Origin of the sequence: Epibacterium sp. MM17-32 (assembly GCF_022348205.1) — a bacterium.
Taxonomy (GTDB): Bacteria; Pseudomonadota; Alphaproteobacteria; order Rhodobacterales; family Rhodobacteraceae; genus Epibacterium.
This window is the reverse complement of record NZ_JAKRFC010000001.1, coordinates 335,480-360,355: the sequence shown is the minus strand read 5'-3', so window position 1 is coordinate 360,355 and position 24,876 is coordinate 335,480. Positions and strand designations below refer to the sequence as shown.

General features: G+C 59.9%; 33 protein-coding genes. 25 read left to right on the top strand and 8 right to left on the bottom strand.

Annotated features, from left to right (window positions below):
- Entirely contained in the window at positions 1-690 is a 690-nt protein-coding gene (phoB, locus tag MHM88_RS01715; protein ID WP_239359390.1) for a phosphate regulon transcriptional regulator PhoB, read from the top strand.
- Between the two features lie 50 nt (positions 691-740).
- On the opposite strand, the gene MHM88_RS01710 is transcribed toward phoB, so the two are convergent.
- Positions 741-1,652: a LysR family transcriptional regulator gene (locus tag MHM88_RS01710; RefSeq protein WP_239320209.1), complete on the bottom strand. Its 912-nt coding sequence runs from the start codon at positions 1,650-1,652 to the stop codon at positions 741-743.
- A gap of 94 nt (positions 1,653-1,746) precedes the next feature.
- On the opposite strand from MHM88_RS01710, the gene MHM88_RS01705 reads away from it, so the two are divergent.
- The 24 genes from MHM88_RS01705 to MHM88_RS01595 all read left to right on the top strand — a co-directional run bounded on the left by MHM88_RS01705 (position 1,747) and on the right by MHM88_RS01595 (position 18,332).
- Complete coding sequence (locus MHM88_RS01705) at positions 1,747-2,970, top strand: acyl-CoA dehydrogenase (RefSeq protein ID WP_239320211.1); 1,224 nt, start codon at positions 1,747-1,749, stop codon at positions 2,968-2,970.
- 930 nt (positions 2,971-3,900) lie between these two features.
- Entirely contained in the window at positions 3,901-4,872 is a 972-nt protein-coding gene (locus MHM88_RS01700; RefSeq protein ID WP_239359385.1) for a TAXI family TRAP transporter solute-binding subunit, read from the top strand.
- Between the two features lie 107 nt (positions 4,873-4,979).
- On the top strand, positions 4,980-7,580 hold the full coding sequence (locus MHM88_RS01695; RefSeq protein WP_239359381.1) for a TRAP transporter permease: 2,601 nt from the start codon (positions 4,980-4,982) through the stop codon (positions 7,578-7,580).
- A complete protein-coding gene (locus MHM88_RS01690) occupies positions 7,577-8,008 on the top strand; it encodes a universal stress protein (RefSeq protein WP_239359380.1) in 432 nt (143 codons plus the stop codon). Before MHM88_RS01695 ends, MHM88_RS01690 begins: the two co-directional genes overlap by 4 nt.
- Positions 8,009-8,249: 241 nt before the next feature.
- Positions 8,250-8,474 (top strand): hypothetical protein, encoded by a 225-nt coding sequence (locus MHM88_RS01685; protein WP_239359379.1) that lies wholly within the window; start codon positions 8,250-8,252, stop codon positions 8,472-8,474.
- Complete coding sequence (locus tag MHM88_RS01680) at positions 8,471-8,950, top strand: hypothetical protein (RefSeq protein ID WP_239359377.1); 480 nt, start codon at positions 8,471-8,473, stop codon at positions 8,948-8,950. Before MHM88_RS01685 ends, MHM88_RS01680 begins: the two co-directional genes overlap by 4 nt.
- 554 nt (positions 8,951-9,504) lie before the next feature.
- Positions 9,505-9,690, top strand: a complete 186-nt coding sequence (locus tag MHM88_RS01675; protein ID WP_239359375.1) for a hypothetical protein — start codon at positions 9,505-9,507, stop codon at positions 9,688-9,690.
- Positions 9,687-9,824 (top strand): hypothetical protein, encoded by a 138-nt coding sequence (locus MHM88_RS01670; protein WP_239359373.1) that lies wholly within the window; start codon positions 9,687-9,689, stop codon positions 9,822-9,824. Before MHM88_RS01675 ends, MHM88_RS01670 begins: the two co-directional genes overlap by 4 nt.
- A complete protein-coding gene (locus tag MHM88_RS01665; protein ID WP_239359371.1) occupies positions 9,821-10,186 on the top strand; it encodes a zinc ribbon domain-containing protein in 366 nt (121 codons plus the stop codon). Before MHM88_RS01670 ends, MHM88_RS01665 begins: the two co-directional genes overlap by 4 nt.
- Positions 10,183-10,791 (top strand): hypothetical protein, encoded by a 609-nt coding sequence (locus MHM88_RS01660; RefSeq protein ID WP_239359369.1) that lies wholly within the window; start codon positions 10,183-10,185, stop codon positions 10,789-10,791. The genes MHM88_RS01665 and MHM88_RS01660 overlap by 4 nt, the downstream gene beginning before the upstream one ends.
- Complete coding sequence (locus MHM88_RS01655; protein ID WP_239359367.1) at positions 10,788-11,468, top strand: zonular occludens toxin domain-containing protein; 681 nt, start codon at positions 10,788-10,790, stop codon at positions 11,466-11,468. The genes MHM88_RS01660 and MHM88_RS01655 overlap by 4 nt, the downstream gene beginning before the upstream one ends.
- 31 nt (positions 11,469-11,499) lie before the next feature.
- Positions 11,500-11,823 (top strand): hypothetical protein, encoded by a 324-nt coding sequence (locus MHM88_RS01650; RefSeq protein ID WP_239359356.1) that lies wholly within the window; start codon positions 11,500-11,502, stop codon positions 11,821-11,823.
- A 131-nt stretch (positions 11,824-11,954) separates the two neighbouring features.
- Positions 11,955-12,110, top strand: a complete 156-nt coding sequence (locus MHM88_RS01645) for a hypothetical protein (protein WP_239359354.1) — start codon at positions 11,955-11,957, stop codon at positions 12,108-12,110.
- Positions 12,103-12,231, top strand: a complete 129-nt coding sequence (locus tag MHM88_RS23085; protein WP_255729313.1) for a hypothetical protein — start codon at positions 12,103-12,105, stop codon at positions 12,229-12,231. Before MHM88_RS01645 ends, MHM88_RS23085 begins: the two co-directional genes overlap by 8 nt.
- A gap of 12 nt (positions 12,232-12,243) precedes the next feature.
- Positions 12,244-13,050: a major capsid protein P2 gene (locus MHM88_RS01640; protein WP_239359352.1), complete on the top strand. Its 807-nt coding sequence runs from the start codon at positions 12,244-12,246 to the stop codon at positions 13,048-13,050.
- A gap of 48 nt (positions 13,051-13,098) precedes the next feature.
- Positions 13,099-13,482 carry a hypothetical protein gene (locus MHM88_RS01635; protein ID WP_239359348.1) on the top strand — a complete coding sequence of 128 codons (384 nt, stop codon included), beginning with the start codon at positions 13,099-13,101 and terminating at the stop codon, positions 13,480-13,482.
- A 178-nt stretch (positions 13,483-13,660) separates the two neighbouring features.
- Positions 13,661-14,095, top strand: coding sequence for a hypothetical protein (locus MHM88_RS01630; RefSeq protein WP_239359346.1), 435 nt, complete (start codon positions 13,661-13,663; stop codon positions 14,093-14,095).
- Positions 14,082-14,480, top strand: a complete 399-nt coding sequence (locus tag MHM88_RS01625) for a hypothetical protein (protein ID WP_239320240.1) — start codon at positions 14,082-14,084, stop codon at positions 14,478-14,480. Before MHM88_RS01630 ends, MHM88_RS01625 begins: the two co-directional genes overlap by 14 nt.
- On the top strand, positions 14,477-15,064 hold the full coding sequence (locus tag MHM88_RS01620; protein WP_239320242.1) for a hypothetical protein: 588 nt from the start codon (positions 14,477-14,479) through the stop codon (positions 15,062-15,064). Before MHM88_RS01625 ends, MHM88_RS01620 begins: the two co-directional genes overlap by 4 nt.
- 2 nt (positions 15,065-15,066) lie before the next feature.
- A complete protein-coding gene (locus tag MHM88_RS01615; protein WP_239359344.1) occupies positions 15,067-16,920 on the top strand; it encodes a collagen-like protein in 1,854 nt (617 codons plus the stop codon).
- 11 nt (positions 16,921-16,931) lie between these two features.
- Positions 16,932-17,792 (top strand): hypothetical protein, encoded by an 861-nt coding sequence (locus MHM88_RS01610; protein ID WP_239359342.1) that lies wholly within the window; start codon positions 16,932-16,934, stop codon positions 17,790-17,792.
- Entirely contained in the window at positions 17,792-17,971 is a 180-nt protein-coding gene (locus tag MHM88_RS01605) for a hypothetical protein (protein ID WP_239359340.1), read from the top strand. Before MHM88_RS01610 ends, MHM88_RS01605 begins: the two co-directional genes overlap by 1 nt.
- Positions 17,968-18,144: a hypothetical protein gene (locus tag MHM88_RS01600; RefSeq protein ID WP_239320251.1), complete on the top strand. Its 177-nt coding sequence runs from the start codon at positions 17,968-17,970 to the stop codon at positions 18,142-18,144. The genes MHM88_RS01605 and MHM88_RS01600 overlap by 4 nt, the downstream gene beginning before the upstream one ends.
- Before the next feature lie 2 nt (positions 18,145-18,146).
- Positions 18,147-18,332 (top strand): hypothetical protein, encoded by a 186-nt coding sequence (locus tag MHM88_RS01595; protein ID WP_239320254.1) that lies wholly within the window; start codon positions 18,147-18,149, stop codon positions 18,330-18,332.
- Positions 18,333-18,602: 270 nt separating this feature from the next.
- On the opposite strand, the gene MHM88_RS01590 is transcribed toward MHM88_RS01595, so the two are convergent.
- From MHM88_RS01590 to sufB, 7 genes are all read right to left on the bottom strand, one after another.
- The gene (locus MHM88_RS01590; protein ID WP_239359338.1) at positions 18,603-19,823 is read right to left on the bottom strand and encodes a cysteine desulfurase; all 1,221 of its coding nucleotides are present in this window, start codon (positions 19,821-19,823) and stop codon (positions 18,603-18,605) included.
- On the bottom strand, positions 19,816-20,397 hold the full coding sequence (locus MHM88_RS01585) for a YIP1 family protein (protein ID WP_239359336.1): 582 nt from the start codon (positions 20,395-20,397) through the stop codon (positions 19,816-19,818). The genes MHM88_RS01590 and MHM88_RS01585 overlap by 8 nt, the downstream gene beginning before the upstream one ends.
- Complete coding sequence (locus MHM88_RS01580) at positions 20,394-20,879, bottom strand: YIP1 family protein (RefSeq protein ID WP_239359334.1); 486 nt, start codon at positions 20,877-20,879, stop codon at positions 20,394-20,396. The genes MHM88_RS01585 and MHM88_RS01580 overlap by 4 nt, the downstream gene beginning before the upstream one ends.
- 8 nt (positions 20,880-20,887) lie before the next feature.
- Positions 20,888-22,168 carry a SufD family Fe-S cluster assembly protein gene (locus tag MHM88_RS01575; protein ID WP_239359332.1) on the bottom strand — a complete coding sequence of 427 codons (1,281 nt, stop codon included), beginning with the start codon at positions 22,166-22,168 and terminating at the stop codon, positions 20,888-20,890.
- Positions 22,168-22,923, bottom strand: a complete 756-nt coding sequence (sufC, locus tag MHM88_RS01570) for a Fe-S cluster assembly ATPase SufC (RefSeq protein ID WP_239320264.1) — start codon at positions 22,921-22,923, stop codon at positions 22,168-22,170. The genes MHM88_RS01575 and sufC overlap by 1 nt, the downstream gene beginning before the upstream one ends.
- Before the next feature lie 69 nt (positions 22,924-22,992).
- Positions 22,993-23,307 carry a heavy metal-binding domain-containing protein gene (locus MHM88_RS01565; RefSeq protein ID WP_239320266.1) on the bottom strand — a complete coding sequence of 105 codons (315 nt, stop codon included), beginning with the start codon at positions 23,305-23,307 and terminating at the stop codon, positions 22,993-22,995.
- A gap of 38 nt (positions 23,308-23,345) precedes the next feature.
- A complete protein-coding gene (gene sufB, locus MHM88_RS01560) occupies positions 23,346-24,866 on the bottom strand; it encodes a Fe-S cluster assembly protein SufB (protein ID WP_239359330.1) in 1,521 nt (506 codons plus the stop codon).
- Between the last annotated feature and the right edge of the window lie 10 nt (positions 24,867-24,876).

The following is a 24,876-nucleotide window of genomic DNA, read 5'->3' as shown; positions in this document are numbered from 1 at the left end:
ATGGCAGTCGATCAGCCCACAGTTCTGGTCGTCGAAGACGAACTGGCACAGCGCGAGGTGCTGGCCTACAATCTGGAGGCCGACGGCTTTCGGGTGATCAAGGCGGAAAACGGTGAGGAAGCCCTGCTTCTGGTCGAGGAAGACATGCCCGACATCATCGTTCTGGACTGGATGATGCCCAATCTGACCGGGATCGAAGTCTGTCGCCGCCTGAAGACCCGCAACGAGACCCGCGGGATTCCGATCATCATGCTGTCGGCCCGCTCCGAGGAGGTCGACAAGGTGCGCGGCCTGGAAACCGGCGCCGATGATTATGTGGTCAAACCCTATTCGGTGATCGAACTGATGGCCCGGGTGCGCACCCAGCTGCGGCGGGGGCGCCCCGCCACCGTCGGCATGCGGCTGGAATTCGACGACATCATCCTGGATGCCGAAACCCACAAGGTCAGCCGTGCCGAACAGCCGTTGAAACTGGGCCCGACCGAGTTTCGCCTGCTGTCCACCTTCATGGAGAAACCGGGCCGGGTCTGGAGCCGGGAACAGCTCTTGGATCGGGTCTGGGGCCGCGACATCTATGTGGATACCCGGACTGTGGACGTCCACATCGGTCGGCTGCGCAAGGCCCTGACCCAGCACGGCGGTGAGGACCCGGTCCGCACGGTGCGCGGTGCGGGCTATGCCCTTGGATGATCTTCATCCGCCAGAGACCTGAAAGATAACATATTTTCTGGCTTTTAAACCTAGCGGGGCAGGGGGTCTTCGGGCTGCGCCTGCCCTGCAAGCCATTCGCGGAACTGCAACAGCCCCGGGTGGCGCGCTCTGGTGATCGGCCACACCAGATAATAGGCGCCACCGATGTCTTCGGCCTTGGGGTGCAAAGCCACAAGCCGGCCGGTGGCAAGATCCTGCTCCACCAGATAATCCGGCATCAGGGCGGCCCCGAGCCCGTGCAGCGCCGCCTGATTGATGGTGGAGAACTGGTCATGGAGCGTCCCGGTGAGGGCGGCCTCGGTCTCCACCCCATGGCGCGCGAACCAATCGGCCCAGGCCCGTGGCCGGGTCTGGATATGCAACAGCGGCAGGTTCAGCAGATCCGCCGGTTCTGTCACCTGCCTCCGCCGCAGCAACTCTGGCGCGCAGACCGGCAGGAGCTGTTCGTGCTTCAACAGCAGCGCCTGCGTTCCGGGCCAATCCGCCTGACCAAAATGGATCGCAGCATCAAAGGCTTCGGTGGCGAAGTTGAAGGGCGCCAGACGGGTGGACATATTGATGGTCACATCCGGATGGCGCCGCGAGAATTCCGGCAACCGGGGCATCAGCCATCGCATGCCAAAGGCCGGCAGGATCGCAAGGTTCAGACTGCCCGCCAGCGGTGCGGACTGCACCTGAAGCGTGGCATTTGCAATCCGGTCCAGCGCATGCCGCAGCTCATCCGCATAGGCGGCGGCATCGGGCGTCAGGGTCAAGGCCTTTCCGTCCCGAACCACCAGATCTACCCCCAGCTGACGTTCCAGCGCCTGCAACTGGCGACTGACCGCGCCTTGCGTCAAAGACAGCTCTGTGGCCGCCGCAGAGGCGCTGCCGAGACGGTCGAGCGCTTCCAGCGCACGCAACGAAGCAATGGAAGGCAAGAAGCGGCGAGGCACAGACATGTATGATCTTTTGTCATAGATGATTGCCAAAGTCTCGCTGTTTTTCGTCGCGGCGCGCGCTTAAGATGTCGTCAACATTTTATTGGAGGTCCCGATGCTGGATGAAAAACCGACCCTGCGCGCAAAAGATGCCCCCGACCTTGGCCAGTTCAGCTGGGAGGATCCGCTGCGTCTGAGCGATCAGCTGACCGAAGATGAACGCATGATCGAAGCGTCCGCTCGGGCCTACGCACAGGAAAAACTGCAAAGCCGCGTGACCGAGGCCTATGAGACCGAACAGACCGACCCTGAGATCTTCCGCGAGATGGGCGAGATGGGTCTGCTCGGCACCACCATCCCGGAGGAATATGGCGGCCTCGGTGGTGGTTACGTGTCCTACGGGCTGGTAGCGCGCGAAGTGGAACGCGTCGACAGCGGCTATCGCTCGATGATGTCGGTGCAAAGCTCGCTGGTGATGTATCCGATCTACGCCTATGGCAGCGAAGAGCAGCGGCAGAAATACCTCCCGAAGCTGGCGTCTGGCGAGTGGATCGGCTGTTTTGGCCTGACCGAACCCGATGCGGGCTCGGACCCGGCGGGCATGAAAACCCGCGCCGAGAAAACCGAAGGCGGTTACCGCCTGACGGGGTCCAAGATGTGGATCTCCAACGCGCCGATCGCGGATGTTTTTGTGGTCTGGGCCAAGTCCGAAGCGCATGGCGGCAAGATCCGCGGGTTTGTATTGGATAAGGGCACCAAAGGGTTGTCGGCCCCCAAGATCCGGCAGAAGATGTCGCTGCGCGCCTCCATCACCGGCGAGATTGTCCTGGATGGTGTCGAGGTTGGCGAAGAGGCGCTGCTGCCGCATGTCGAAGGTCTGAAAGGTCCGTTTGGCTGCCTGAACCGAGCGCGATACGGCATCAGCTGGGGCGTCATGGGCGCGGCCGAAGCCTGCTGGCATGCCGCCCGTCAATACGGCCTTGATCGTCACCAGTTTGGTCGCCCTCTGGCAAACACGCAGCTGTTCCAGCTGAAACTGGCCAATATGCAGACGGAGATCGCCCTTGGTTTGCAAGCCTCGCTGCGGGTGGGGCGCCTGATGGATGAGGCCAATGCCGCGCCGGAGATGATCTCTATCGTGAAGCGCAACAACTGCGGCAAGGCGCTGGAAATCGCACGCCACGCGCGCGACATGCATGGCGGCAACGGCATCAGCCTGGAGTTCCAAGTGATCCGCCACATGATGAACCTTGAGACGGTGAACACCTATGAGGGCACCCATGATGTGCATGCGCTGATCCTCGGGCGCGCGCAGACCGGCTTGCAGGCGTTTTTCTAAACCTTAACGCTGCGCATTACTGCAAAACCGCCCGTGCATTTATGCAAGGGCGGTTATTTTGCGGGGATTCCTCTGCGCCGATCACCGACACCGGAGGCGCGGCATGGCGCCTGTGGTATGTACCCCTTAAGCTTCTGATTAACGCCTGGCGATGAAACACTTAGCAGCACGACAGGAGCTGTTAAGCTTTCTAAAGCGCGAGCGACAGGCTTTGCAAAAACGACTGACTTGGCTCAGCCAGAAGACCACCAAAGGCGCACATACGCAAATATCGTTTTCAGCGCTGCTTTGGCCACCCGTCTGGCAGATCCGCAAGGAGACACGCAGGCCAAGCCACAATCTCAAATGCAGAACACTTAACACCCCTTGCATTTTCACCACTTCGCAGGGCGATCCACCCGGCGCGCACCCTCAAGAATTCAGAACCCGACCCAATCTGCGCGCCTCCACGGCACCCCCATCAGCATGCCGGTGCTACGTCCGTCGGCAGTGACACAACAAGCGGGCAGGGGCGAGGGAAGGCCTCAAGACCACGACAGCAGCGCCGCCCAGGTTCCGGCTCTTGAGTTTCGTCAGATCCATGCATGTAACGCATAGAAGCGAGGCCAGGGAGGTCCAGTTCCCAAAACTGAGATTATTTCTGAATTTTTCACCCCTGCAAAAATGCTGGTTGCATCTAAACTAAGCACTCATCACTCTGAGGGAAGACAGGTGGCGAAACTACGGTGATCAACCTGGCATCTAGCCGTCGCGCGCTTTTGGGCCTGATGGGGCGAGCCACAGAGGGCAGATCCTGCAGCAGCACACCACTCCTTGGATGATCAGGAAAAGCATGCGCATGTGCTTTGACTGTAGAATTAACTTGTAGCGGCATTCCCCGCATATTATCGGCACAACGACCGATTTCCGTTTTAATCAGGGAGAGAACTTATGGTCCTAAAACAAACACTTCTCGCATCCGCTGCAACCGTGGCACTGGGCTTTTCCGGCGCGGCCTCCGCAGCCGAACAGCAGTTTATCACCATCGGGACCGGCGGTGTGACAGGCGTGTACTACCCCACGGGCGGTGCGATCTGCCGACTGGTCAACAAAGACCGCAAGGAACACGGCATTCGCTGCTCTGTGGAATCCACCGGCGGCTCTGTCTATAACACCCGCACCATCCGCCAGGGCGAACTGGAATTCGGCGTGGTTCAATCCGACGTCCAGAAAGCCGGCCTTGAAGGCACCGGCGCATTTGAATCCGATGGCGCATTCGAGGGTCTGCGGGCGCTGTTCTCCGTGCACCCGGAACCGATGCACCTGATGGCCCGCGCCGACGCTGACATCGCATCGGTCGCAGACCTCAAGGGCAAAAAGGTCAATATTGCAAACCCCGGCTCCGGCACCCGCGTGCTGGCGGAAACCCTGATGCAGTATTCCGGCCTGACCAAGGATGATTTTGCCCTCGCCGCAGAGCTGAAGTCCTCCGAGCAATCCGCTGCGCTGTGTGACGGCAAGATCGACGCAACGATCTGGGCCGCCGGTCTGCCCAATGGGTCCAGCCAGGAGGCCACCTCCTCCTGTGACGTGAAGATTATCCCCTTGGATGGTGAGAACATTGAAACTCTTCTGTCCGAGAACTCCGCCTATGCGGCCGCGACCATTCCCGGCGGCATGTATCCCGGCAATGCGGATGACATTCCGTCCTGGGGCCCTAAGGCAACCTTCGTGACCTCTGCTGACGTTGCGGATGAGGTGGTCTATGCCGTGGTGAGCGCGGTGTTCGAAAACTTCGACGACTTCAAGAAACTGCACCCGGCCTTCGCGCGCCTGAGCGAAGAGGAAATGGTCAACGATGCCCTGTCGGCAGACCTGCATCCGGGCGCGCTGAAATACTATCAAGAGCGCGGCTGGAAGTGATCTCATCACTTCTGATGTGAAATCAAAGGCTTTCGCCCCTGACCTCAGGTGGCGGAAGCCCTTTTTCGTTAAAAGCAAGAGTGCATAGCAAACCGGGTGGGGACACGATGACGGAAAACCAAAGCGCCGCGGATCAGGACGACCGCACGCTGGATGACTTTGTAGCAGACAGCGACACGGGCGGGCGATTGCCCAAGGACAGGTTCGGGCGGAACGCGCTGTGGTACATTCCGCTTGTCTGGTCGCTATACCAGCTCTGGATCGCCTCTCCGCTGCCGTTCATTCTCGGCGTTGGGGTCTGGAATGACACGCAAACACGGGCCATTCACCTCGGTTTTGCGGTTTTGCTGGCCTTCATTGCCTTCCCCGGACTGAAATCCAGCCCGCGCCATCACATCCCGATCACAACCTGGGCCATTGCTGCGGTGGGGGCGCTCAGTGCGTCCTATCTGTTCTATGCCTATGCCGGGGTGGCGGCGAGATCCGGCGCCCCGAACCAGACCGACGTCATCGTGTCGGTGATCGGCCTGGTCCTGCTGCTGGAAGCGGCCCGACGCAGCCTCGGTTTTCCCCTTATGGGCGTGGCGCTGTTCTTCCTCGCCTATGTCTTCTTCGGCTCGTCTCCGTGGTTGCCTGAAGTGGTGCAGTGGAAGGGCGCATCCATCAACAAGGCGATGAGCCACATGTGGCTCACCACCGAGGGCGTGTTTGGTGTCGCGCTTGGTGTTTCTTCCGGTTTTGTCTTTCTTTTTGTTCTGTTCGGCGCGCTTCTTAATCAGGCCGGGGCAGGGAACTACTTTCTGAAACTGGCCTTTGCAGCCCTGGGTCACCTGCGTGGTGGCCCGGCAAAGGCCGCCGTGATCGGGTCTGCTGCGACCGGGCTGATCTCCGGCTCATCCATCGCAAATGTGGTTACGACAGGCACCTTCACCATCCCGCTGATGAAACGTGTGGGCTTTCCGGCGACCAAGGCCGGTGCGATCGAAGTGTCCTCCTCGATCAATGGCGTGCTGACACCGCCGGTGATGGGGGCCGTGGCCTTCCTGATGACCGAATATGTCGGCATCCCCTATGTCGAGGTCGTGAAGACCGCCATCATCCCGGCGGCGATCTCCTACATTGCGCTGGTCTACATCGTGCATCTCGAAGCGCTGAAAATGGGCATGACCGGGAGCAGCCGCATGAACCCGGTTAAGTTCTTCTTGGGTGCGATCTTCACCATTGCCATCTCCATCGTGATCGGCGGCGGAACACTCTGGCTCTGCGGGGTGATCGTCAATGCGCTGGAAGGCGTCGCCGGCGGGGCCACCACATGGCTGATCGTGCTCATCATGGCCGTGCTCTATGTTCTAGCCTTGCGTGTCGCCGCCGCAGAGGAGGACCTGGAGCTGAGCATCGAGTCGATGCAGGATCTGCCGCCCGCGCGTGAGATCTTCAAGACCGGTATCCACTATATCATGCCGATCCTCTTGCTGATGTATCTCCTGATGATCGAACGGAAATCTCCGGGGCTGTCAGCGTTCTGGTCCTCGGTCGCGATGCTGGTCATCCTGGCGACGCAAAACCCGATCAAGGCCATGTTCCGCGGCCAGGATCATGCCATATCCGAGTTCAAACAGGGTGTTGCAGACATCTTTGAAGGTTTGATCATTGGTGCGCGCAACATGATCGGTCTGGCCTGCGCCATGGGTGTGGCCGGCATTATCGTCGGCGCGGTGACCCTGACCGGTATCGGGCAGGTGATGGCGGAATTCGTCGAGTTCCTCTCCGGCGGCAACGTGCTGGCGATGCTGTTCTTTGTCGCGCTGATTTCCATCGTGCTGGGGATGGGCCTGCCGACCACTGCAAACTACATCGTCGTCAGTTCCTTGATGGCGGGTGTTGTGGTCGAACTCGGCGCGCAGAACGGCCTGATCGTGCCGCTGGTCGCGGTCCATATGTTCGTGTTCTATTTCGGCATCATGGCGGATGTAACGCCGCCGGTGGGGCTGGCCAGCTTTGCCGCCGCCGCGATTTCCAAAGGCGATCCGCTGCGCACCGGTTTTCAGGCGTTTTTCTACTCCATCCGGACTGCGCTGCTGCCGTTCCTGTTCATCTTCAACACCGATCTGCTGCTGATTGATGTGGGACCGGTGCAGGCGATCTTTGTGTTCCTTGTGGCGATGATCGCGATGCTGCTGTTCGCGGCTTCGACGATGAATTATTTCCTCGTGAAATCAAAGATCTGGGAGAGTGCGCTGCTGTTGCTTGTGGCGTTTACGCTGTTCCGCCCAGGGTTTTTCCTGGACCAGATCCAGCCGGCGTTCGAGACACGTCCGGGCTCGGCGGTCTTTCAGATGGCCGAGAGGGTCGAAGATGGAGGAACCTTGCGCGTGCGCCTCAAGGGGGAAAGCCTCGAAGGCGATATGGTCGATGCCCGCTTCCTGCTTCCACTTGGCCCCAAAGGGGCTGATGGACGAACCCGGCTTTATGACGGAGCAGGCATCGAGTTTCGCGAGGAAAGTGATAGGATCTATGTGGACAGTCTGAACTTTGGCGGTCCAGCAGAACAACTCGGCATCGACTTCGACTGGGAACTCGTTGAAATGGAAGTTGAATCGGACCGCTTGCCCAAAGAAGTCTTCTATATTCCGGCGTTCCTGGTCCTGGCATTCATCGTGGCGCTACAGCTTGGCCGGAAACGCAAAGAGGAAGGAATGGCCCAATGACCAAACATATACTCTGTGCGGTGGACCTGACGCATATGGACACCGAGGCGACGCTCTTGCAACGGGCTGCCGAGCTTGCGACGTTCTACGGGGCCACGCTGAGCGTGGTCACCGTGGTGCCGGACTATGGCATGAGCATCGTCGGATCGTTCTTCAAGGAGGGCACGATGAAGGCGGCGGTGAAGGAAGCGGACAAGCAGTTGCATGCCTTTGTGAAGACCCATGTTCCGGACATGAAGAACGTCCAGCATATCGTTGAAGTCGGGGCAAACGTCTATGAGATGATCCTCGACGCGATCAAACGCGCTGACGCAGACCTGGTGGTCATGGGCGCGCATAAGCCGGAGCTGATGGACCGGTTGCAAGGTCCAAATTCTGCAAGGGTGGCACGGTATGCCAAATGTTCGGTGCTGATCGTTCGGGACTGACATCCAGCGGGTCAGAAAAGGAAAAGCGCGCTCCAAATCAGGGCGCGCTTTTTTCGTATGAGGAAGTCTTATAATCAGTAATATGAATGCGTAATTTTGCCAGTAAAATAAGGGGAGTAGGGTAGCGGATGACAGGTGTCTCGAAAGCACCTGTGAGAGCCCCGAAGGGATTAGACCAAGCCATATTGGCCTAACTCCGCAGAAACCTTATAGACGCGCCGCCAACTTGCGTAAAGAGGCAATGGCAAAGGCAAAGTATATTAGCGACTTCGAGCGCGATGTTATGCGCATCGGACACGCCAAGGGCTACAAAGCCCCGCAAATTGCACGCTTCCTGCGGCGCGGGAAGATGGTTGTTTACAACCACATCAAGGCCATGGACGAAGCGGGCACACTGGAGGATCTGCCTTTGTGCTTTGTGGTCGATGAGATCGCCGCCGCCATTGGAAAGGCGAACGGCCAATGACCAGCAAGAGAGCGCCGAAATGGCAGCGCAAAGGCTACCGGAACGAGGATGAATATCGCGCCGCGTGCTCTGCCACCAGAAAGACCCGCCGCGCCGCAATGGCAGCGACCAAGGCGGGATACACAACCGCGCGGATCTTGGAAAAGATGTGGGATGAGGCGGATTTTGACAAACCCGTTGTCACGATCACCAAGGAGCAGCTTATGGCAAAGTGCGGCTGCTGCCTGAGATCAGTAAAACGCGCCCTCATCGAGCTGCGAAAGGAAGGCAGCATTAAACCGATCAAGGGCTGGGAGGGTGGCAGGGCCAAGCCCACAACGTGGCGGCTATGCGTACCAGGCAGCAACACGACACCCGCAGATGAGCAAATTGAGCTGATGGAAGAAAAGCGAGATCGAGACGCCGCATGGAGGTTCCTGAAAGGAAAGTTTGGACCGTTGAAGGCTCTCGAAATACTAGGGGAACCCGGCGAGTGATCGCGACGGGTACCTTTCGCCTCGACAGCATTTAAAGGGGGCACATTATGGACACTAAAGGGGGTACATTTTCGCACCTAAAGGGGGTACATTATGCGCCCCCCCTCCATAGGTTCCACAGGAACCACCACGCCAGTTCTTGCGAACTGACGATAGAAGGAGCCGCCTAGTCGGCGGCAGGAGGATAGGTGGTGCCCCACACGACCGGAGGTGAAAGCCCAATTCAGCCAATCGCGACCGGGATCGGCTGGAGCCAGTGTCGGAGGCTGAATAGGGCTGCGCCATAGTGGCGCGGCAAGGTCAGAGTTTCGAGGGCGCTTCGCGCCCGCTTAGAATTGAGGAAGGTGGAATTTTCGGCCCTGATCGCTTGATTGCGACCGGGGCCGCTCTTTTGCGAACGGGGGCGGAACGGGGGGCAAACGGGGGAGGAACAACGCATGCGAAGAACGCAATTATTGGAGGTTTGACGGGCAGGGGAGACATATCAAAAGTTGATTTTTTGGCGGTCCTCTGGCTGAATAGTTGCATTCGCAACAGTTGCAGAAGGGACGAACATGCAGCCGATGAAAAAACGGGCCGAGGATCTACACCGTCGCGCCCAAGAGCTGCGCGCCGCCGGTGCCGTGGCTCAGATGACGAAGGGGCCGCAGCTGGTCGAAGAGACCGGGGCCTTTATGGTCGAGCTAGCGGCGCGCCTGGACGCGATCACGCCATTTCTCGATGAGGGGGCCGCGTCATGATCGCAGCGCCTCAATGGCATGATCGCCAGATCAGAAAGCAGCTGGTTCGGTCCCAAAACGAAGCGATCAGGAAGAAGCGGCTGGAAGCGCTGAAGAAACGGATCGCCGAAGGCAAAAAGAAGGGCAAGGCATGAGCTACAATGGACAATTTCAAGTTGCGCCGCAGACCACACTTGCGCTGGCATCCTGTGAGTGCTGCGGGGGGTCGGTGCAGATCCGGGCGAACAAGAACGGCGGCGCTTACTACTACTGCGGCCACGCCGATGACCAAGGGTTGCAGTGCTGCCATTCGCAACGCTGGGGACAGCGCGTCAGCTTCGTGCTGCGCAAGGCTTATCGGGAGGGTGGAGAGCAGCCTTTGAAGGTTCGGCTTCCGCTCAAGCTCGGTACCGGCAAGGCACCTGCTGTCGCCAACGCGGACAACGCTCCGCCCGCCAATGAAAACACAGCGCCGCCAGAGCGGCTCAAACAGAGCCACGGAGGGCTTTTCGGATGACCAACGCCGCAGAATTTGAAATTGACAGCCTAGAGGGGCTAGAAACCGGCTCTCCTGACGATCCCGGCGGGTCTGGGGCGGAGCATATGCAGTCTTTCCGCGCGCCGGACCTTGAGGCCGAAGGCGGCGGAGCTGATGACGTGGTGCATCTGGACGCCGAGACCGGGGAACCGCTGGACGCCATGGCCGAGGTCGAACAGATCTCGAAAGAGGCGTTTTTCGTCGCCTTCCGGCACAGCTTTGGATTGCCGGGGATGTTCTCCGCGCAGTGGAAGCCGCTCGCGATCCAGCCGGACGAAACCGAAATTGCCCGCGATGCGTCCGACGCGATTTATGAGCTGCTCGAAATCTATTTTCCGTCCGCTCTGTCGCCGCAGTCGGAAATGTTTGCCCGCTTGTCACGCGCCGCGCCGTTTATCCTGGCAAAAGTGATGATTGTTCGAATGATCCTGGAAGAACGCCGCCGCGCCGCAGTCGCCGCGAAACAGCAGCGCCGCGAGGGGATCGAACAGCCAGCGCAGGACACGCCGCAACCCGCCAACAGCGACCAGCCCCCGGCAGGTGCAGGGCCGCTTGATTGGATGGGACAGGAGCAAGCGGCATGAGCGCAACCAGCAACGCAGGCCGGATTGGCGTCTGGGGTCGGTCTGGATCGGGGAAATCATCCTACGTAAAGCGCATGCTCAAGGGCCGGTCCCGGCTGGTGGTCTTTGATCCGCTGGCCGAGTACGGCGAGGCACTACGTATAGATACGGTCGAACACCGCGCCAGAAACAGCTTGGACCAAGTGCGGCAGGCGATGGTTGCCAACTGGCAGGGGTTCCGCGTTGCATACGTGCCACCGGCGGGCCGGGAGGCGGCGGCGCTGTCGGCGCTGTGCAAGTTGCTGATGGCGGCGCAACAGCCATTTAAGGACGGAAAGCGCGGAGCCAAAATGTTGACGCTGGTTGTCGAGGAAATGAACCTCAGTTTTCCGGTGGCCGGTGGCGCTCAGAAATGCCCCGGCTTTGCCGATGTGTGCAGCCGGGGGCGGCACTACGGGATTGAAATCATCGGCGTCAGTCAACGGATCGCCGAGGTCGCGACCCGGTTTCGCAACAACTGCACCGAAACCGTTGTGTTGGCCCAGAAGGGGCCTCGCGACCTGGACGCCGCTGCGGCCGAGCTAGGTGGCGACAAGGGCGCGGTTAAGGGGCTGGCAAATCTGGAATACATCCACGAGCGCCATGGCGTCCTTAATCGCGGCAAAATCGTCTTTCCGAAAAGAAAAGTACGGCGATAGTTAGGAGGGAAACAACCAGGAGCGATTCTCAATGAATATCCGCCTAACTCTCTCTTTCGCAGCAATTCTGTTCGGTAGCGCTTCGTTTGGCCAAGTGCTGCCCTACAAGCTCTCTGATGGACGGCACGAATACAGCGTAGAGAAGAACAAAAACGGCGCGATTTTACGATCTGCGGGTGTCACTCTCTATCTCGGAAAAGACTGCGACGCATACAGCCCCGAATTTGGACAGGGCCGATGGGCCTGGGCAAATGCCGGGTTCGGAGTTTCCTTCCCTTCAAGTGGCAAGTTTCTTTCCTTTGAACGGCAGGAAACACCTGTTGAAGAGAGGAACTTTGGACAGTGTCAGGAGTGAAGCCTCTACCTATACGTAGGGCCTGAAACCCCGAAAATTCGCTACGTATAGGTTATCTATACCTAGATTTTACAGACCCCAACTCTCCCCCCTAGAGCTGATCCCGTGGAAGTTACACGGGGTAAATCATCATGAAGGGCAGCGACCTTCTAAGCGCGTTTGCAGTGACGGTTGCAGGGGGCCTCGCGGTCTTCCTGATCCGCCGCCACCTTGAAGGCGACCCCGTTTCAATCGGTGGCCTCATTCCGAGCGCCGAAGAAGAAGCAGAAGGGGAAGTCTATGCTTAAGAAACAGGACGTGAAGAGCGTCGGTCTGGTGACGGTTGGCGTCATGCTGGCCGGGTTCGTAATGTACCAGCTTCGTGACGTGAGCGTGATCGCTCAGGCACGCGCTGGCTACGACATGTAATCGGGGGCGCACATGACACGCACCCTCAAGAAAATGCCGACGCCGCTGGGCATCGGGCCGGGTCAAACCGCGTCCGTAAGCCTGCCGCTGGGCCTGACCTATGAGCGGCTTTATATCCGCATGAACGTGGATGGCACGCCGCGCGATGTGCCTGCCGCTGACTGGGGAACCTACATCGACGAAATCCGCCTGATGGTGGACGGTGAGAGCAAAATCCAGATCACCGCCGCAGACCTGGTCAAACTCAACCAGTATTACGGCCAGACGCTGGTTGCCGGTGTGCTGCCGCTGTTCCTGTCCCGCCCGTGGATGCGGACCATCAACGGCGAGGATCAAACCGGCTACGGCACCGCCGGGGGCATGGCAGCGTTTACGCTGGAAATGGACCTGAAAACCGGGATCACCATCAACAGCCTGACGGTTTCCGCCGTGCAGTCGCCGGGGCGCGCTTTCGGGCCGCACCTGCGCATTCAGCGGTACATCCACAATCAGGGCGTGACCGGCGAGGCCGAAATCGCAGACATCGTGCGCGGTGGCTATGCGATGCTTGGTCTGCACGTCGCGACCAGTGCGATTACCACGGTGGAAGTGCACGCGGATAACCGCAAGGTGCACGAGTCGGACAAGCCCCTGCGTGCAGCCCATTACGGGGTGATCGAACGCGCCCCGCAGACCGGCTTCACGCACATCGACTTTTGCACGGAAAACCGTCTCGCCGAGGCCATGCCCATGGCCTTGCAGGACTTCCGCCTGAAGCTCGATTTCACCGCGACCGGCAACCACTCGATCTATGCGGAGAGCGTCCAAGGCGCTGTCTGATCGGGCAAGAGCGGGGGGCTATCCCCCCGCGCATCAGGAGGAAACAAAGTGTCGATTTCGGACTACTTTTCCAAAAAATACGGGTCGAGCGCAGGCGGTAACACCTATTCGTGGGGCAGCAAATACGGTTCCACGGACATTTATCGCCCAAGTATCGGATCGCTCGATTTGGGCGTCCCTGTGATGGAAGCACCGCGCGGCAGCGTGACCGGCTCCATTGATGGCAGCTCGCCTTCCGTGGACTGGCTCAAGGGCCTGACCAGCGTTGTGTTGAACAACATGGGGTCGAAAGGTGATGGCGGCGGTGGCGGCGCGCAGGTCGTGCCTGTCGCTTATGGCTCCGGCGGCAATGGCGGCGGCATGAGCTGGGGCGTGATTGCCCTGGGCGCGGTTGCGGTCGGCGCTGTGATCTACGCGGCGTCGGGCAAGTAATGGCTGCGGGCGGACCTTTGCCACCGCTCTCCCTGTCCTCTGGTCCGGCAGTGTCCGAGGCCGGGGGATCGGGCGGGCAGTCAACAACCGGGGCCTTTCACTTCAAGAGCGCGGCGGCAGAGACGTGGCAGGAAGTGGCGCGGCAGGCGTTGCCCTGGGCAATCGGGGGATTGGTCGTTTGGCTTGCACTCCGAAAGTGACCTTTGGCGCGGCGCGGTGGTCGCGGCGCGTCGAGCGGGTTTTGGCCCGCGTGCCGGGATCTGCCGAGTTTATGGCGGATTGGCGCGATGGCGTCACCAGTGGCCGCTTGGCTCTGTGGTCGGTTCAGATCGACGGAGAGCCGCTAGGGGGGCTTGTGTGGGATGTCGAGGCCGATGGGGCGCTGACGGTGCTTGCGATGGCCTGTGACGGCTCACCCGGCGCGGCTGTGGCGTCTGAGGTGGCGCGGGTCTTCGAGGGGATGGCCAAGCTGACCGGCGCACGGCGTTTGCGCTTCTGGACCCGGCGTCCCGGCCTGCGCCGCGTGATGGAGGGGCAGGGGTACATAAACCGCGAAACCCGGCCCGGGCCGATGTGGAAACTCGAAAAGGACATGCGCCATGGGCAGCAGTAGCAGCAGCAGCAACCAGACACAGAACGTGACCGAAGATCGCCGCGTTGCGACCGATGCAGGCAGTATCGGCGTTTCCGCGACGGGCGATGTTTCGGTGAATGTGGTGGCGGATGAGGCGTTCGAGCTGGGGGAGCAAGCGCTTGCCTTTGGGGAGGAGGCGCTTTGGACCGGCGGCGATGCATTGGACCGCGCGGCGGAGCTGGTTGAGGGCGCTTTGCATGCCCAGGACGAACACACGGCGCGGGTTACAAACACCCTCTCCACCGCGCTCAAAACCACGCAACAGATGGCAAAAACTGAGGAAGGGCAGATTTCCGAGCTGATCGTCAAGATCGGCATTCCGGCGGCTGCTTTGGCCTTCATCGCTTCAAAGGTGCTGAAATGAACAACAAAGCCCCGCAATATCAGGCAAACACGTGGACGGTTCCCGCTGGGGGCCGGTTGGAGGTGGCGCGTCAGGCCGAGTTTCTGATTTGCCTTGAAGCAACGGCACCCTTCAAAATCGCGTTCGACAACGGCACCGAAACCAACTTTGAACAGGGCCTGACGTTCACCGTCAAAAACCAGTTCAACCGGATTCGGATCTATAATCCGCACGCCCAGGACATCAGCGTCCGGCTGGGCTTTGGCCGGGGCGATGTGACTGACGCACGCCTTGTTGTTTCGGGGTCGGTCGAGGTCGAGACCACCGCGCCGAGCGTCATCGACACAATCGACGTTTTCACGGTCGGAGCTGGCGCATCCGCTCTTGTCGACGGGGCGGATCTGCGACGTCAGGAGCTGGCGGTGCGCAACCTGTCCGATACGGACGACGTTTGGTTGCGCGGCGATGCAATGACCACGGCAGGCGGTCTTTTGTTGAAAGCGTCCGAGGGCGCTTTGCTCACCGCTTCGGCGGCGGTCTATGCCTACAACCCAAACGGTGCGGGCGTCGATCTGTCGGCCCTCTCTATCCGTAAGGAGGTCTGAGAATGTCGCAGCTTATTTTGGTTGGGCCGCGCGGCCCGCAAGGCATTCCGGGCGATGACGGGCAGGATGGCGCACCGGGCGCACCGGGCGCAGACGGACACAATTTCGGCAGCGGCAATGCAATTTCGACCTATGCCGCCAATGCCGATCACGTCGGAGATATTTATTATCACGACAACGGCAACGTATACCGAGTTGATGCTGTCGATACCTACACCATTATCGGAGAATGGCAGGGACAAACCGGAGACAAAGGCGACAAGGGCGATCCGGGTAACGATGGTTCGCCTGGACTGGTCTCGCGGCCTTCCTCCTATGGTGCGTCGGAAGTCGGCACGCCTGCATCAAATGACACCGCATTCGCCAACATGGCGGCGGCGGTCGGTGTGGGGCTGGTGGATCTTGAGGGCAAGAGCTGGCCGGTGACTGCGGTGCCAAACCTGCCCGGTGCACGCAACGGCTTTTGGCGCGTTACGAACTTCGATGGGACCGCGACCGTCGACCTCCCGGCGCCGGGTACGATTGACCGGCGCAGCGTCATCATCGAGGGCGGGCGCACCGCGCTGGGGTGGCCGCAGGGAACCCCTAACGCTTACAACGGCGTGGCGCACGTGGGCTATATGGCCGCGACAGGTCACGATCCGGGCTCTATGGATTGGTCGGAGGTCGTTTTGACCGAAAAGGGCCGCAATGCTGCGCGGTTCCGCTCTGGACAAGAACTTGGAATGACCGGCGAAATAGAGGTATTCGGCGCGACCATCCTGCCACCAGTGGATGCGACCGAAGGTCCGAAACGGGTCGCGCTGGCGTCCGATGGCACGATTTTGAACTTTCTGTACCGCGACCTTCCAGAATACAGTCAGGACACAGCAGGCGGCGCACTGGTGCAGGCAGAGGCTGCATGGCAAGTCGCGACTTTCGGCGGCGCCAGTTTGGGCGCACGGCTGCGCACTACCGTAAATAGCGCATATAGCGTGACGACAAGCGGCCTGCCGACGCTGGTCACATCCCCGAGCGTTTATGGGTCGAATGACGGTGAAAACGGCAACGTTTACTTCGGCTTCCATGGGCTGACCGGGTTCGCGAGGCCATGCATTGGCTTTGCAAATGGTACGCCGAAAGATGGTGACGGGACAATTGCTTGGGTCGGCAACATCGGCAATCTGAATGCCGGGGTTGAACCGTCTGTATGCTGGTACAAAAACGGTGGAAGCTCTCGCCTCTGCGGCTTCATCCGCTCTCAAGGCAGCTCCTATCCAATTCGGTTTTGGTCCATCGACGAGGCCGGGATTGACCAAGCGCGCATTGAGAGCGCGGCCATTCAGGATTGCCCGTTCGGGAACGATTTTGCGACTTATAGCCCGATCAACTGCAAAATGCGGCCGCGCCGGAAAGGTGTTGTCTCCGGCTGGTTGCCCACGTGGGAAACCATCGACGGGGACCAAACCGACGAGCTGCATTTCGTGTTCACCGGGCGGCGCACGATTGACGGTGGCCCCGGCGATGTGTGGCTCTATTGGGGCCGCGTAGCGCGCGGATCGGGTCACTTCGACAACATCTGGGATCGCGCGCAGATCATCCCGATCAAGCGGCTCTATTTCGCAAACAGCAACATCAACGACACCAGCAACCAAGTCGGGACGCCGGATCTGTGCTGGATCGACGCAAACACGCTGCTGTTGACCTTCACAAACGAACGTCCGGCGGTCGCTGCGGACTATGACGAAAGTTACCTTGAGTGCATGACGATCAGCCTCCGCGATACCTACGCGGACGCCGCAGATCGTGTGCTTTGGGATGATGGGGCAGAAGCCATGGCCGATGTGGTCAAGGCACCCGAATTTGTTGCTTATTGAGGGGGCAGAAGATGGGAAGTCGTGGAGCTTTGGCCGTTCTGGGCGCGGGTGTGGTGGTGGCCACATATGCAGCGTGGCGCGAGACCAAACAGAAGGACGCCGAACAGCAGGCAATCATTCAGCCGGCGGTCTATCAGACCGGCGGAGCAAAGGCCAAACTGGCCGCGATGCAGGGCAGCGGTGGCGGGCAGGGTGGCGACCTGAAATCGGCCCTTGTCGGCTGGGGCGTGGACACCCTGTTTGGCGCGATCGAACGCGGCGGCTGGCTGGGCGGCGGCAAGAGCAGCCCCGGCGTCGGCGGCGGGTGGGATATTGACCGCGTCCCGGGATCTGCAAACACCAACAGCCCGCCCGCATCCAGCGGCGGCAAGGGACTTGGCGGCTTGCTGGATCTGATCGGCAGCGTCGAGGCTCCGAAGGGCTACGATCAGGTTTACGGCGGGACGAAACTCGCACCGCCCAAGCCGATCACGTCCATGACGGTTGCCGAGGTTCTGGATTGGCAGGATCGCAGCGTTGCCGCTGGCAGCGCATCCAGTGCCGCGGGCAAGTACCAGGTTATCCGCGGGACGCTCCGCGATGAGGTGCGCAACGGCACCGTGTCGATGAATGATCGCTTCACGCCCGCCGTGCAGGACAAGATTGCAGTCTCGCGCATGAACTACCGGGGCCTCGGGGCGTATCAGGCGGGGCTTATTGACGAAACCGAGTTCGGGCAGCGCTTGTCGATGGAATGGGCCTCTTTGCCCGCGCTGACGACTGATCGCAAAGGGCGCACGGCCAAGGGTCAGAGCTATTATGCGGGTGACGGTCTGAACAAGTCGCACGTCGCGCCAAAGACCATTCTCGACCACATCAAGGGGCTGTTCTGATGGTTGCGCCGTTGATTTGGGGCGGCATCGCCCTGGGCAGTCTCTACCTTGGCGGCAAGGCCATTAGCGATGCAGGGCAAGCCGCTGAAAGTGCGACAAAACTTGCCAAGTGGAGCGTTGCAGGTGGTGCGCTTTATGTGAGCTATCGCGCCCTGAAAGCCGGGGGGGTTCTCAAGTGATTACCCCGGAAATCGTGCAAACGGTGCTTGCGGTCGTGACCGTCGGCGGCGTGGGCGGGATCTGGTTCAGGCTTGGCGGCGTCCTGCGCGGTCAAGCTGAACAGGAAAAAGACATTGCGCGTCTGGATGAGCGCGTGACGTACCTCGAAAAGAGCTTTTGGAAAGGAGCATAACCATGTTGAAAACACTCATCATTTCGAAGTTTGCGGGTCCGATGATCCGTCACGGCGCGACCGTCCTGGGCGGCTGGCTGATGGCCGAAGGGATCGCGGATGAAGCGACCGCGCAACAAATTGTTGGCGGGCTGACCGCAGCGGGCGGCGTCGGTCTGTCGTATCTGGAAAAGATCATTCGCCTTTGATTTCAGATCATTAGGCGACGGAGTGAAACGCCGCGACTTGGTAGGTCGCGGCGTTTTTCTTTATATACTGCTCGATGCTGACCAGGCGCGCCGGCCGGCGCAGCTCGATCAGGGGTTGAAAGTATATAAAAAATCCTCCATGAAAGAACTCATCAGGGACGAGACAGGGAAAGGGCAATTTGGTGTCGTCGAGGGAAAGTCGCATAATCAGTATTATGTAAAAATTTTATGCTGTGACATGCGCAAACGGCATGTCACAGCACCTATTTCCTACGCGAATAGCTCGTGCGCGAGCTCAAGGGCGTCGACCAGTCGATCCACTTCGGCCCGCGTGTTGTACATCCCAAACGACGCGCGACAGGTCGCCGTCACACCCAGATGATCCATGAGCGGTCCGGCACAGTGGTGACCGGCACGCACCGCGACGCCTTTCTTGTCGAGGATCGTCGAAATGTCATGTGCATGCGCTGCACCTTCGAGCGTGAGGCTGAAAATCGCCGCCTTCCCAGGAGCATGCCCCTGGACGTTCAACCAGTTGAGCCCCTGGAAACGTGCCGTCGCATAGTCGCGAAGATCGGCCTCATGCGCCGCAATCTGTGACATGCCGATATCCATCAGATACTCTAGCGCCACACCAAAGCCGATGGTCTGGACGATCCCGGGCGTCCCCGCCTCGAATTTCATCGGCGGATCATTGTAGATCACGCGATCCCTGGAGACCTCCTTGATCATATCGCCACCACCGATGAATGGCCGCATCTCGGCCATGCGCTCCGGTCGGATATAGATCGCACCCGAAGCCGACGGCCCATAGAGCTTATGTCCGGTGATCGCATAGAAATCGCACCCGAGATCCTGCACATCAACGGGCATGTGCACCGCGCCCTGAGATCCATCCACCAGCACTGGCACGCCTTTGTCATGGGCTCCGGACGTGATGGTTTTTACATCAACAACGGTCCCCAAAACATTGGAACACTGGGTGATTGCGATCAGTTTTGTTCGCGGCGTAATAGCATCCAGCACCTTCTGCGGATCAAGGCTGCCGTCGGCGTCGGTTTCAACCCATTTCAGGACAACCCCCTGACGCTCGCGCAGGAAATGCCAGGGAACGATATTGGCGTGATGCTCCATCACAGACAGGATGATCTCATCGCCCGCCTGAAGTTGCGGCATGGCCCAGCCATAGGCCACGAGATTGATGCCTTCGGTGGTGCCGGAATTCAGGACAATATGGTCCTCATGCGCGGCATTCAGGAACCGCGCGATCGTGCCGCGCACGCCTTCGTATTTCTCTGTCGCGAGGTTAGACAGATAATGCAAGCCACGGTGAACATTGGAATATTCCTCCGCATAGGCTTTGGTCACGGCGTCGATCACGCAGCTCGGCTTTTGCGCCGATGCGCCGTTGTCGAGATAGGTCAGCGGCTTGCCGTTCACCTCTCGCGAGAGGATCGGGAAGTCGGCTCTGATTTTTTCGACATCATACATTGGACGTCTCCAGGATTGTGGGAGCAAACAGCCCCATCAGGATCAGCACGGCAGTCATCGCGCCAAGGCCGGCCATAAAGATCACACCGAACGATTTTCCGAGCGCGTTGAGACCAAGGCCCTCGTTGGTGAAGTGGGCCAACACATAGATCCCATAGATGGCAGCGACCAGGTTCAATATCGCCGCAACAGGCGGAACGATAAATACAAGAACGATTGCAATGGCTTGCACAGCGATATTCACAAATCGCAACCACACCAGCAGGGCAAAGAACGGCACAAATGCCGCCTGCCCGCCCATCCATCTGCCAATGGTCACGGAACAGATGGCATAGCCCAACTGCAACACCACCAGAAAGCCACCAAAGAGTGCCGGGCTGAGGTTGGGAAACAAGGCGTTTGATGGCAGGCCGAGCAGCTGGGCCTGCAACGCATAGAGAAAGACGCTCAGCACGACCGTCAGGCCAAAGCCGGTCCAGACCACGTCGGCCTCAAACCTCTGGGCCAGAACGGAACGCGCCGCCTGCGCAGGGTTTGTGATTGTCTCGATCGCCAGGGCTTTGAAATCCATCATGCCTGTCCCCAATAGGCTTCGCGCAGGCCGGAGAGCCAGAACCAGAGGAACACAGCCAGCCACAAAAGACCAACGCCATTCAGCGCCGGGCCTGAGCCGATGAACCCGGCCACAAGCCCGTTCAACAGCAGGATCGGCGTCGACGCCAGGAAGGCCCAGAACAGGGCCAGACGGCCCCTGAACCCATCGCCCTGCCCGCCCAGGAGACGCGCCAGCATATGCGAAAGCCAGGCAAACGCATAAAGCGCCAGCGGCGCGATAAAGATGATGCCCAGCAGCGCGCCACCCAGCAGCATGTTGAGGTCCTGTCCGGTCAGATGCGCCTCGCGGGCGAGACGCGGCATCTGTGCGATGAACATCAACGCACAAGCCCCCATCAGAAAAGCCAAAAGTCGATCTTCACGGTGCCCCATCGACAGAAGCCGCGCAATCACCTTGCGCGGCCCCCGATAGGTTGCCGTGATGTCTGCCGTCACAGCCATGCCGGACCTCAGCGCCGACGCGCGAGCCAGCCATAGAGGCGGTCGTTGATACTGGCGGCGATCTCATCGCTTTCGATCTCGGCCACCGCCTCGGCCAGGAACGCCAGGGTCATCAGGTCGGTTGCCTCGCTCTCGGGAACGCCGCGCGAACGCAGGTAGAACAGCCCGTCCTCGTCGATCGCACCCGAGGTGGACCCGTGCGAACAGGCCACATCGTCGGCATAGATCTCAAGCTCGGGCTTGGCGAGGAACTGGCTGTCGTCATCCAGCAGCAAAGACTGGGAAATCTGATAGCCATCCGTCTTTTGCGCGCCTTCCTTCACCAGGATCTTGCCCTGGAACACGCCGGTTGCGCCGTTGCGCAGAACCTTTTTGAAGACCTGACGGCTCTCGCAGTTCACCGCGTCATGAGTGACAAACACCGTATCGTCGTGATGAAAATCACCGTCCCCAACGCAGGCCCCGGCCACATGCGCCACGGCGTCATCGCCAAGGAACTCAACCACGGCTTCGTTGCGCGTCAACACGCCATTCACGGTAAGCGTAAAGCTCTTGAAAACGGATTCCTGCCCCAGGCGCGCAAACAGATGCGTCGCCGCACGGCGTTCATGATCGCGACCCTGCGCGCGCACCAGATGCAGCGTGCCATTGTCCGCAATATCGATTTCCATCGCCTTGTTGAAACGCGAAGCGGCAGGCCCGTTTTCAAGGATCGTGGCCTCGGCGCCGCTGTCCACCTTGATCACATGGTGCAGGATCGCGTCGGAGGATTCATTCTCGTGGCGATAGACCAGATTGATCGGTTTGGACGGCGTGCCGGTGACGTGAATGACCACGCCATCGGTTGCAAACGCGGTGTTGAGCGCGGCCAGAGGGCGCTGCACCGGCGTTTGTCCACGCGCTTCAAGAACGCCGTATATGTCCTTGGCCCAATGGATATCTTTACCCTGGATTTCGGCAAGGCACTCAATGCTCACCCCCTCCAGCGAAAGATCGTCGGAGGCGTCGGCATCAAAGACACCATCGACAAAGACGATGCGGATGCGATCAAAGGTGTCGAACATCGGCGCTTCGCCGCTGTCGAAGACGGCCGCGGACGGACCCTGTGCCGCCGTCAGCGTATCCGGACGGGTGTATTTCCAATATTCGTCACGGCGATCCGGCAGGCCCATCGTTTGAACCCGCGCCACCGCCGCCCGGCGCGCCGCATCAAGGCAGCCGCCCTCGGGCAATGACAAGGCGGCCAGGCGCGCCTCGGTCGTCGATTGTTTCAGCTCGGGAAGTGCCATTACGCCACCTCGGACATGATGTCTGCGTAACCGTTGTTTTCCACCTCGAGCGCCAGCTCGGGGCCGCCGGTCTTGACGATGCGGCCATCGGCCATGATGTGCACGACGTCCGGTTTGATGTGATCCAGCAGGCGCTGGTAGTGGGTGATGACGAGGAAGCCGCGGCCTTCGTCACGCAGCGCGTTCACACCGTCGGCCACCAGTTTCATCGCATCCACGTCGAGGCCGGAGTCGGTCTCGTCCAGGATGCACATTTTGGGCTCCAGCATCGCCATCTGCAGGATTTCGTTGCGCTTTTTCTCACCACCGGAGAAGCCGACATTGACCGGGCGCTTCAGCATTTCGGCGTCGATCTTCAGCTCCTTGGCCTTCTCGCGCACATGCTTGAGGAAATCCGCCGCCGACAGCTCCTCCTCGCCACGCGCCTTGCGCTGCGCGTTCACCGCAGTGCGCAGAAAGGTCATGTTGCCGACACCCGGGATTTCGACCGGGTACTGGAACGCCAGGAATACGCCAAGCGCCGCGCGCTCTTCCGGCTCCAGCTCCAGCAGTTCCTCACCCAGCAAGGAGGCAGAGCCCTCGGTGACCTCGTAGCCATCCTTGCCCGACAGCACATAGGACAGCGTGGATTTGCCAGAGCCGTTTGGCCCCATGATCGCATGCACCTTGCCAGCTTCGACGGTGAGGTTCACACCTTTGAGGATCTGCTTGTCTTCTTCCTCAAGTTTCACGTGCAGGTTTTTGATTTCGAGCATTTTTTCCTCGTCTTGTATCGATGAGACACCTTTGTGCCTCTTGTTCCCATACCCCTCGGGGCGAAATTCCTATCCGATCACCACGGCGGTGCCGCTGGCCGAGACCATCAACATGGATTGACCAACAACCTCATAGTCGAGGTCAACGCCAACGACCGCATTCGCACCAAGGGCGCGGGCGCGGTCTTCCAGCTCGTTCAGCGCCGTTTCGCGTGCGTCTTGCAGCTTGCTCTCGTAAGCACCTGATCTGCCACCCACAATGTCGGTGATCTGGGCAAAGACATCACGGACCACATTGGCGCCCATGATCGCCTCGCCCACGACGATGCCCTTGTATTCGGCGATCTGGTAGCCCTCAACGGTGCCAGTGGTCGTCACGATCATGGTGCGGTCTCCTTTGCGTCCTTGCCAGGGGCCGGACATCAGCCAACAGATCCTTCGAGCGAAATCGCAACCAGCTGCTGGGCTTCCATTGCAAATTCCATCGGAAGTGCTTGCAGCACGTCCTTGCAGAAACCGTTCACAACCAGTGCGACCGCTTCTTCTTCGTCCATGCCACGCTGGCGACAGTAGAACAGCTGACCGTCATCCACCTTGGAGGTGGTCGCCTCGTGTTCGCAGCGGGAGGAATTGTTCTTCACCTCGATGTAAGGCACCGTGTGCGCCCCGCATTTGTCACCGATCAGCAAGCTGTCGCACTGGGTGTAGTTGCGCGAGTTCTTCGCCTTCGGGTGCATCGAGACCAGACCGCGGTAGGTGTTCTGCGCCTTGCCGGCGGAGATGCCCTTGGAGACGATCCGGCTCTTGGTGTTCTTGCCCAGGTGGATCATCTTGGTGCCGGTGTCGGCCTGCTGGTAGTTGTTGGCGATGGCGATCGAGTAGAACTCGCCCTGGCTTTCTTCGCCGCGCAGGATGCAGGAGGGGTATTTCCAGGTCACGGCAGAGCCGGTCTCGACCTGGGTCCACATCACCTTGGCGCGGTCACCACGGCAATCGGCGCGTTTGGTCACGAAATTGTAGATGCCGCCCTTGCCGTTCTCGTCCCCGGGGAACCAGTTCTGCACGGTGGAGTATTTCACTTCGGCGTCTTCTTCGACGATGATCTCGACCACGGCGGCATGCAGCTGCGCGGTGTCGCGCTGCGGTGCAGTACAGCCTTCCAGGTAGCTGATATAGCTGCCTTTGTCCGCGATGATCAGGGTGCGTTCGAACTGACCTGTGTTCTCCGCGTTGATGCGGAAATAGGTGCTGAGCTCCATCGGGCAGCGCACGCCCGGCGGCACATAGACAAACGAGCCATCAGAGAACACGGCCGAATTCAGCGTCGCATAGAAGTTGTCCGACACCGGCACCACGGTGCCGAGGTATTTCTTCACCAGTTCGGGATGTTCGCGGATCGCTTCGGAAATGGAACAGAAGATCACGCCGGCCTTTTTCAGCTCGTCCTGAAAGGTGGTCCCGACGGACACGGAGTCAAACACCGCGTCCACGGCGACCTTGCGGCCTTCGGACGGCGCATCTTCGGCCCCTTCGACGCCTGCAAGAATCATTTGCTCTTTCAACGGGATGCCGAGCTTTTCGTATGTGGCGAGCAGCTTCGGATCGACCTCATCGAGCGACTTGGGCTTTTCTTCCATGCTCTTGGGGCGGGCATAGTAGTATTGATCCTGAAAGTTTATTTCAGGATATTCCACCATCGCCCAGTCCGGTTCGACCATGCCGGTCCAGCGTTCGAAGGCCTGCAGACGCCATTCGGTCATCCACTCCGGCTCTTCGTTCTTTTCGGAAATCAGGCGCACGATATCCGGGTTCACGCCCTTGGGGGCGTATTCCATCTCGATATCGGTTTCCCAACCGTATTTATAGGTGCTGACCTCGCGCACCGCATCCACGGTTTCCTGATCAACGCCTTCCTTGGCTTCGAATTGGTCCAGAGCGGCCATCGTCTTCTCC

What these genes read in the sequence shown, in the direction of transcription:
- phoB (WP_239359390.1), top strand. Translation starts at nt 1, where the DNA reads ATGGCAGTCGATCAGCCCACAGTTCTGGTCGTCGAAGACGAACTGGCA.
- MHM88_RS01710 (WP_239320209.1), bottom strand. Translation starts at nt 1,652, where the DNA reads ATGTCTGTGCCTCGCCGCTTCTTGCCTTCCATTGCTTCGTTGCGTGCG.
- MHM88_RS01705 (WP_239320211.1), top strand. Translation starts at nt 1,747, where the DNA reads ATGCTGGATGAAAAACCGACCCTGCGCGCAAAAGATGCCCCCGACCTT.
- MHM88_RS01700 (WP_239359385.1), top strand. Translation starts at nt 3,901, where the DNA reads ATGGTCCTAAAACAAACACTTCTCGCATCCGCTGCAACCGTGGCACTG.
- MHM88_RS01695 (WP_239359381.1), top strand. Translation starts at nt 4,980, where the DNA reads ATGACGGAAAACCAAAGCGCCGCGGATCAGGACGACCGCACGCTGGAT.
- MHM88_RS01690 (WP_239359380.1), top strand. Translation starts at nt 7,577, where the DNA reads ATGACCAAACATATACTCTGTGCGGTGGACCTGACGCATATGGACACC.
- MHM88_RS01685 (WP_239359379.1), top strand. Translation starts at nt 8,250, where the DNA reads ATGGCAAAGGCAAAGTATATTAGCGACTTCGAGCGCGATGTTATGCGC.
- MHM88_RS01680 (WP_239359377.1), top strand. Translation starts at nt 8,471, where the DNA reads ATGACCAGCAAGAGAGCGCCGAAATGGCAGCGCAAAGGCTACCGGAAC.
- MHM88_RS01675 (WP_239359375.1), top strand. Translation starts at nt 9,505, where the DNA reads ATGCAGCCGATGAAAAAACGGGCCGAGGATCTACACCGTCGCGCCCAA.
- MHM88_RS01670 (WP_239359373.1), top strand. Translation starts at nt 9,687, where the DNA reads ATGATCGCAGCGCCTCAATGGCATGATCGCCAGATCAGAAAGCAGCTG.
- MHM88_RS01665 (WP_239359371.1), top strand. Translation starts at nt 9,821, where the DNA reads ATGAGCTACAATGGACAATTTCAAGTTGCGCCGCAGACCACACTTGCG.
- MHM88_RS01660 (WP_239359369.1), top strand. Translation starts at nt 10,183, where the DNA reads ATGACCAACGCCGCAGAATTTGAAATTGACAGCCTAGAGGGGCTAGAA.
- MHM88_RS01655 (WP_239359367.1), top strand. Translation starts at nt 10,788, where the DNA reads ATGAGCGCAACCAGCAACGCAGGCCGGATTGGCGTCTGGGGTCGGTCT.
- MHM88_RS01650 (WP_239359356.1), top strand. Translation starts at nt 11,500, where the DNA reads ATGAATATCCGCCTAACTCTCTCTTTCGCAGCAATTCTGTTCGGTAGC.
- MHM88_RS01645 (WP_239359354.1), top strand. Translation starts at nt 11,955, where the DNA reads ATGAAGGGCAGCGACCTTCTAAGCGCGTTTGCAGTGACGGTTGCAGGG.
- MHM88_RS23085 (WP_255729313.1), top strand. Translation starts at nt 12,103, where the DNA reads ATGCTTAAGAAACAGGACGTGAAGAGCGTCGGTCTGGTGACGGTTGGC.
- MHM88_RS01640 (WP_239359352.1), top strand. Translation starts at nt 12,244, where the DNA reads ATGACACGCACCCTCAAGAAAATGCCGACGCCGCTGGGCATCGGGCCG.
- MHM88_RS01625 (WP_239320240.1), top strand. Translation starts at nt 14,082, where the DNA reads ATGGGCAGCAGTAGCAGCAGCAGCAACCAGACACAGAACGTGACCGAA.
- MHM88_RS01620 (WP_239320242.1), top strand. Translation starts at nt 14,477, where the DNA reads ATGAACAACAAAGCCCCGCAATATCAGGCAAACACGTGGACGGTTCCC.
- MHM88_RS01615 (WP_239359344.1), top strand. Translation starts at nt 15,067, where the DNA reads ATGTCGCAGCTTATTTTGGTTGGGCCGCGCGGCCCGCAAGGCATTCCG.
- MHM88_RS01610 (WP_239359342.1), top strand. Translation starts at nt 16,932, where the DNA reads ATGGGAAGTCGTGGAGCTTTGGCCGTTCTGGGCGCGGGTGTGGTGGTG.
- MHM88_RS01605 (WP_239359340.1), top strand. Translation starts at nt 17,792, where the DNA reads ATGGTTGCGCCGTTGATTTGGGGCGGCATCGCCCTGGGCAGTCTCTAC.
- MHM88_RS01595 (WP_239320254.1), top strand. Translation starts at nt 18,147, where the DNA reads ATGTTGAAAACACTCATCATTTCGAAGTTTGCGGGTCCGATGATCCGT.
- MHM88_RS01590 (WP_239359338.1), bottom strand. Translation starts at nt 19,823, where the DNA reads ATGTATGATGTCGAAAAAATCAGAGCCGACTTCCCGATCCTCTCGCGA.
- MHM88_RS01585 (WP_239359336.1), bottom strand. Translation starts at nt 20,397, where the DNA reads ATGATGGATTTCAAAGCCCTGGCGATCGAGACAATCACAAACCCTGCG.
- MHM88_RS01580 (WP_239359334.1), bottom strand. Translation starts at nt 20,879, where the DNA reads ATGGCTGTGACGGCAGACATCACGGCAACCTATCGGGGGCCGCGCAAG.
- MHM88_RS01575 (WP_239359332.1), bottom strand. Translation starts at nt 22,168, where the DNA reads ATGGCACTTCCCGAGCTGAAACAATCGACGACCGAGGCGCGCCTGGCC.
- sufC (WP_239320264.1), bottom strand. Translation starts at nt 22,923, where the DNA reads ATGCTCGAAATCAAAAACCTGCACGTGAAACTTGAGGAAGAAGACAAG.
- MHM88_RS01565 (WP_239320266.1), bottom strand. Translation starts at nt 23,307, where the DNA reads ATGATCGTGACGACCACTGGCACCGTTGAGGGCTACCAGATCGCCGAA.
- sufB (WP_239359330.1), bottom strand. Translation starts at nt 24,866, where the DNA reads ATGGCCGCTCTGGACCAATTCGAAGCCAAGGAAGGCGTTGATCAGGAA.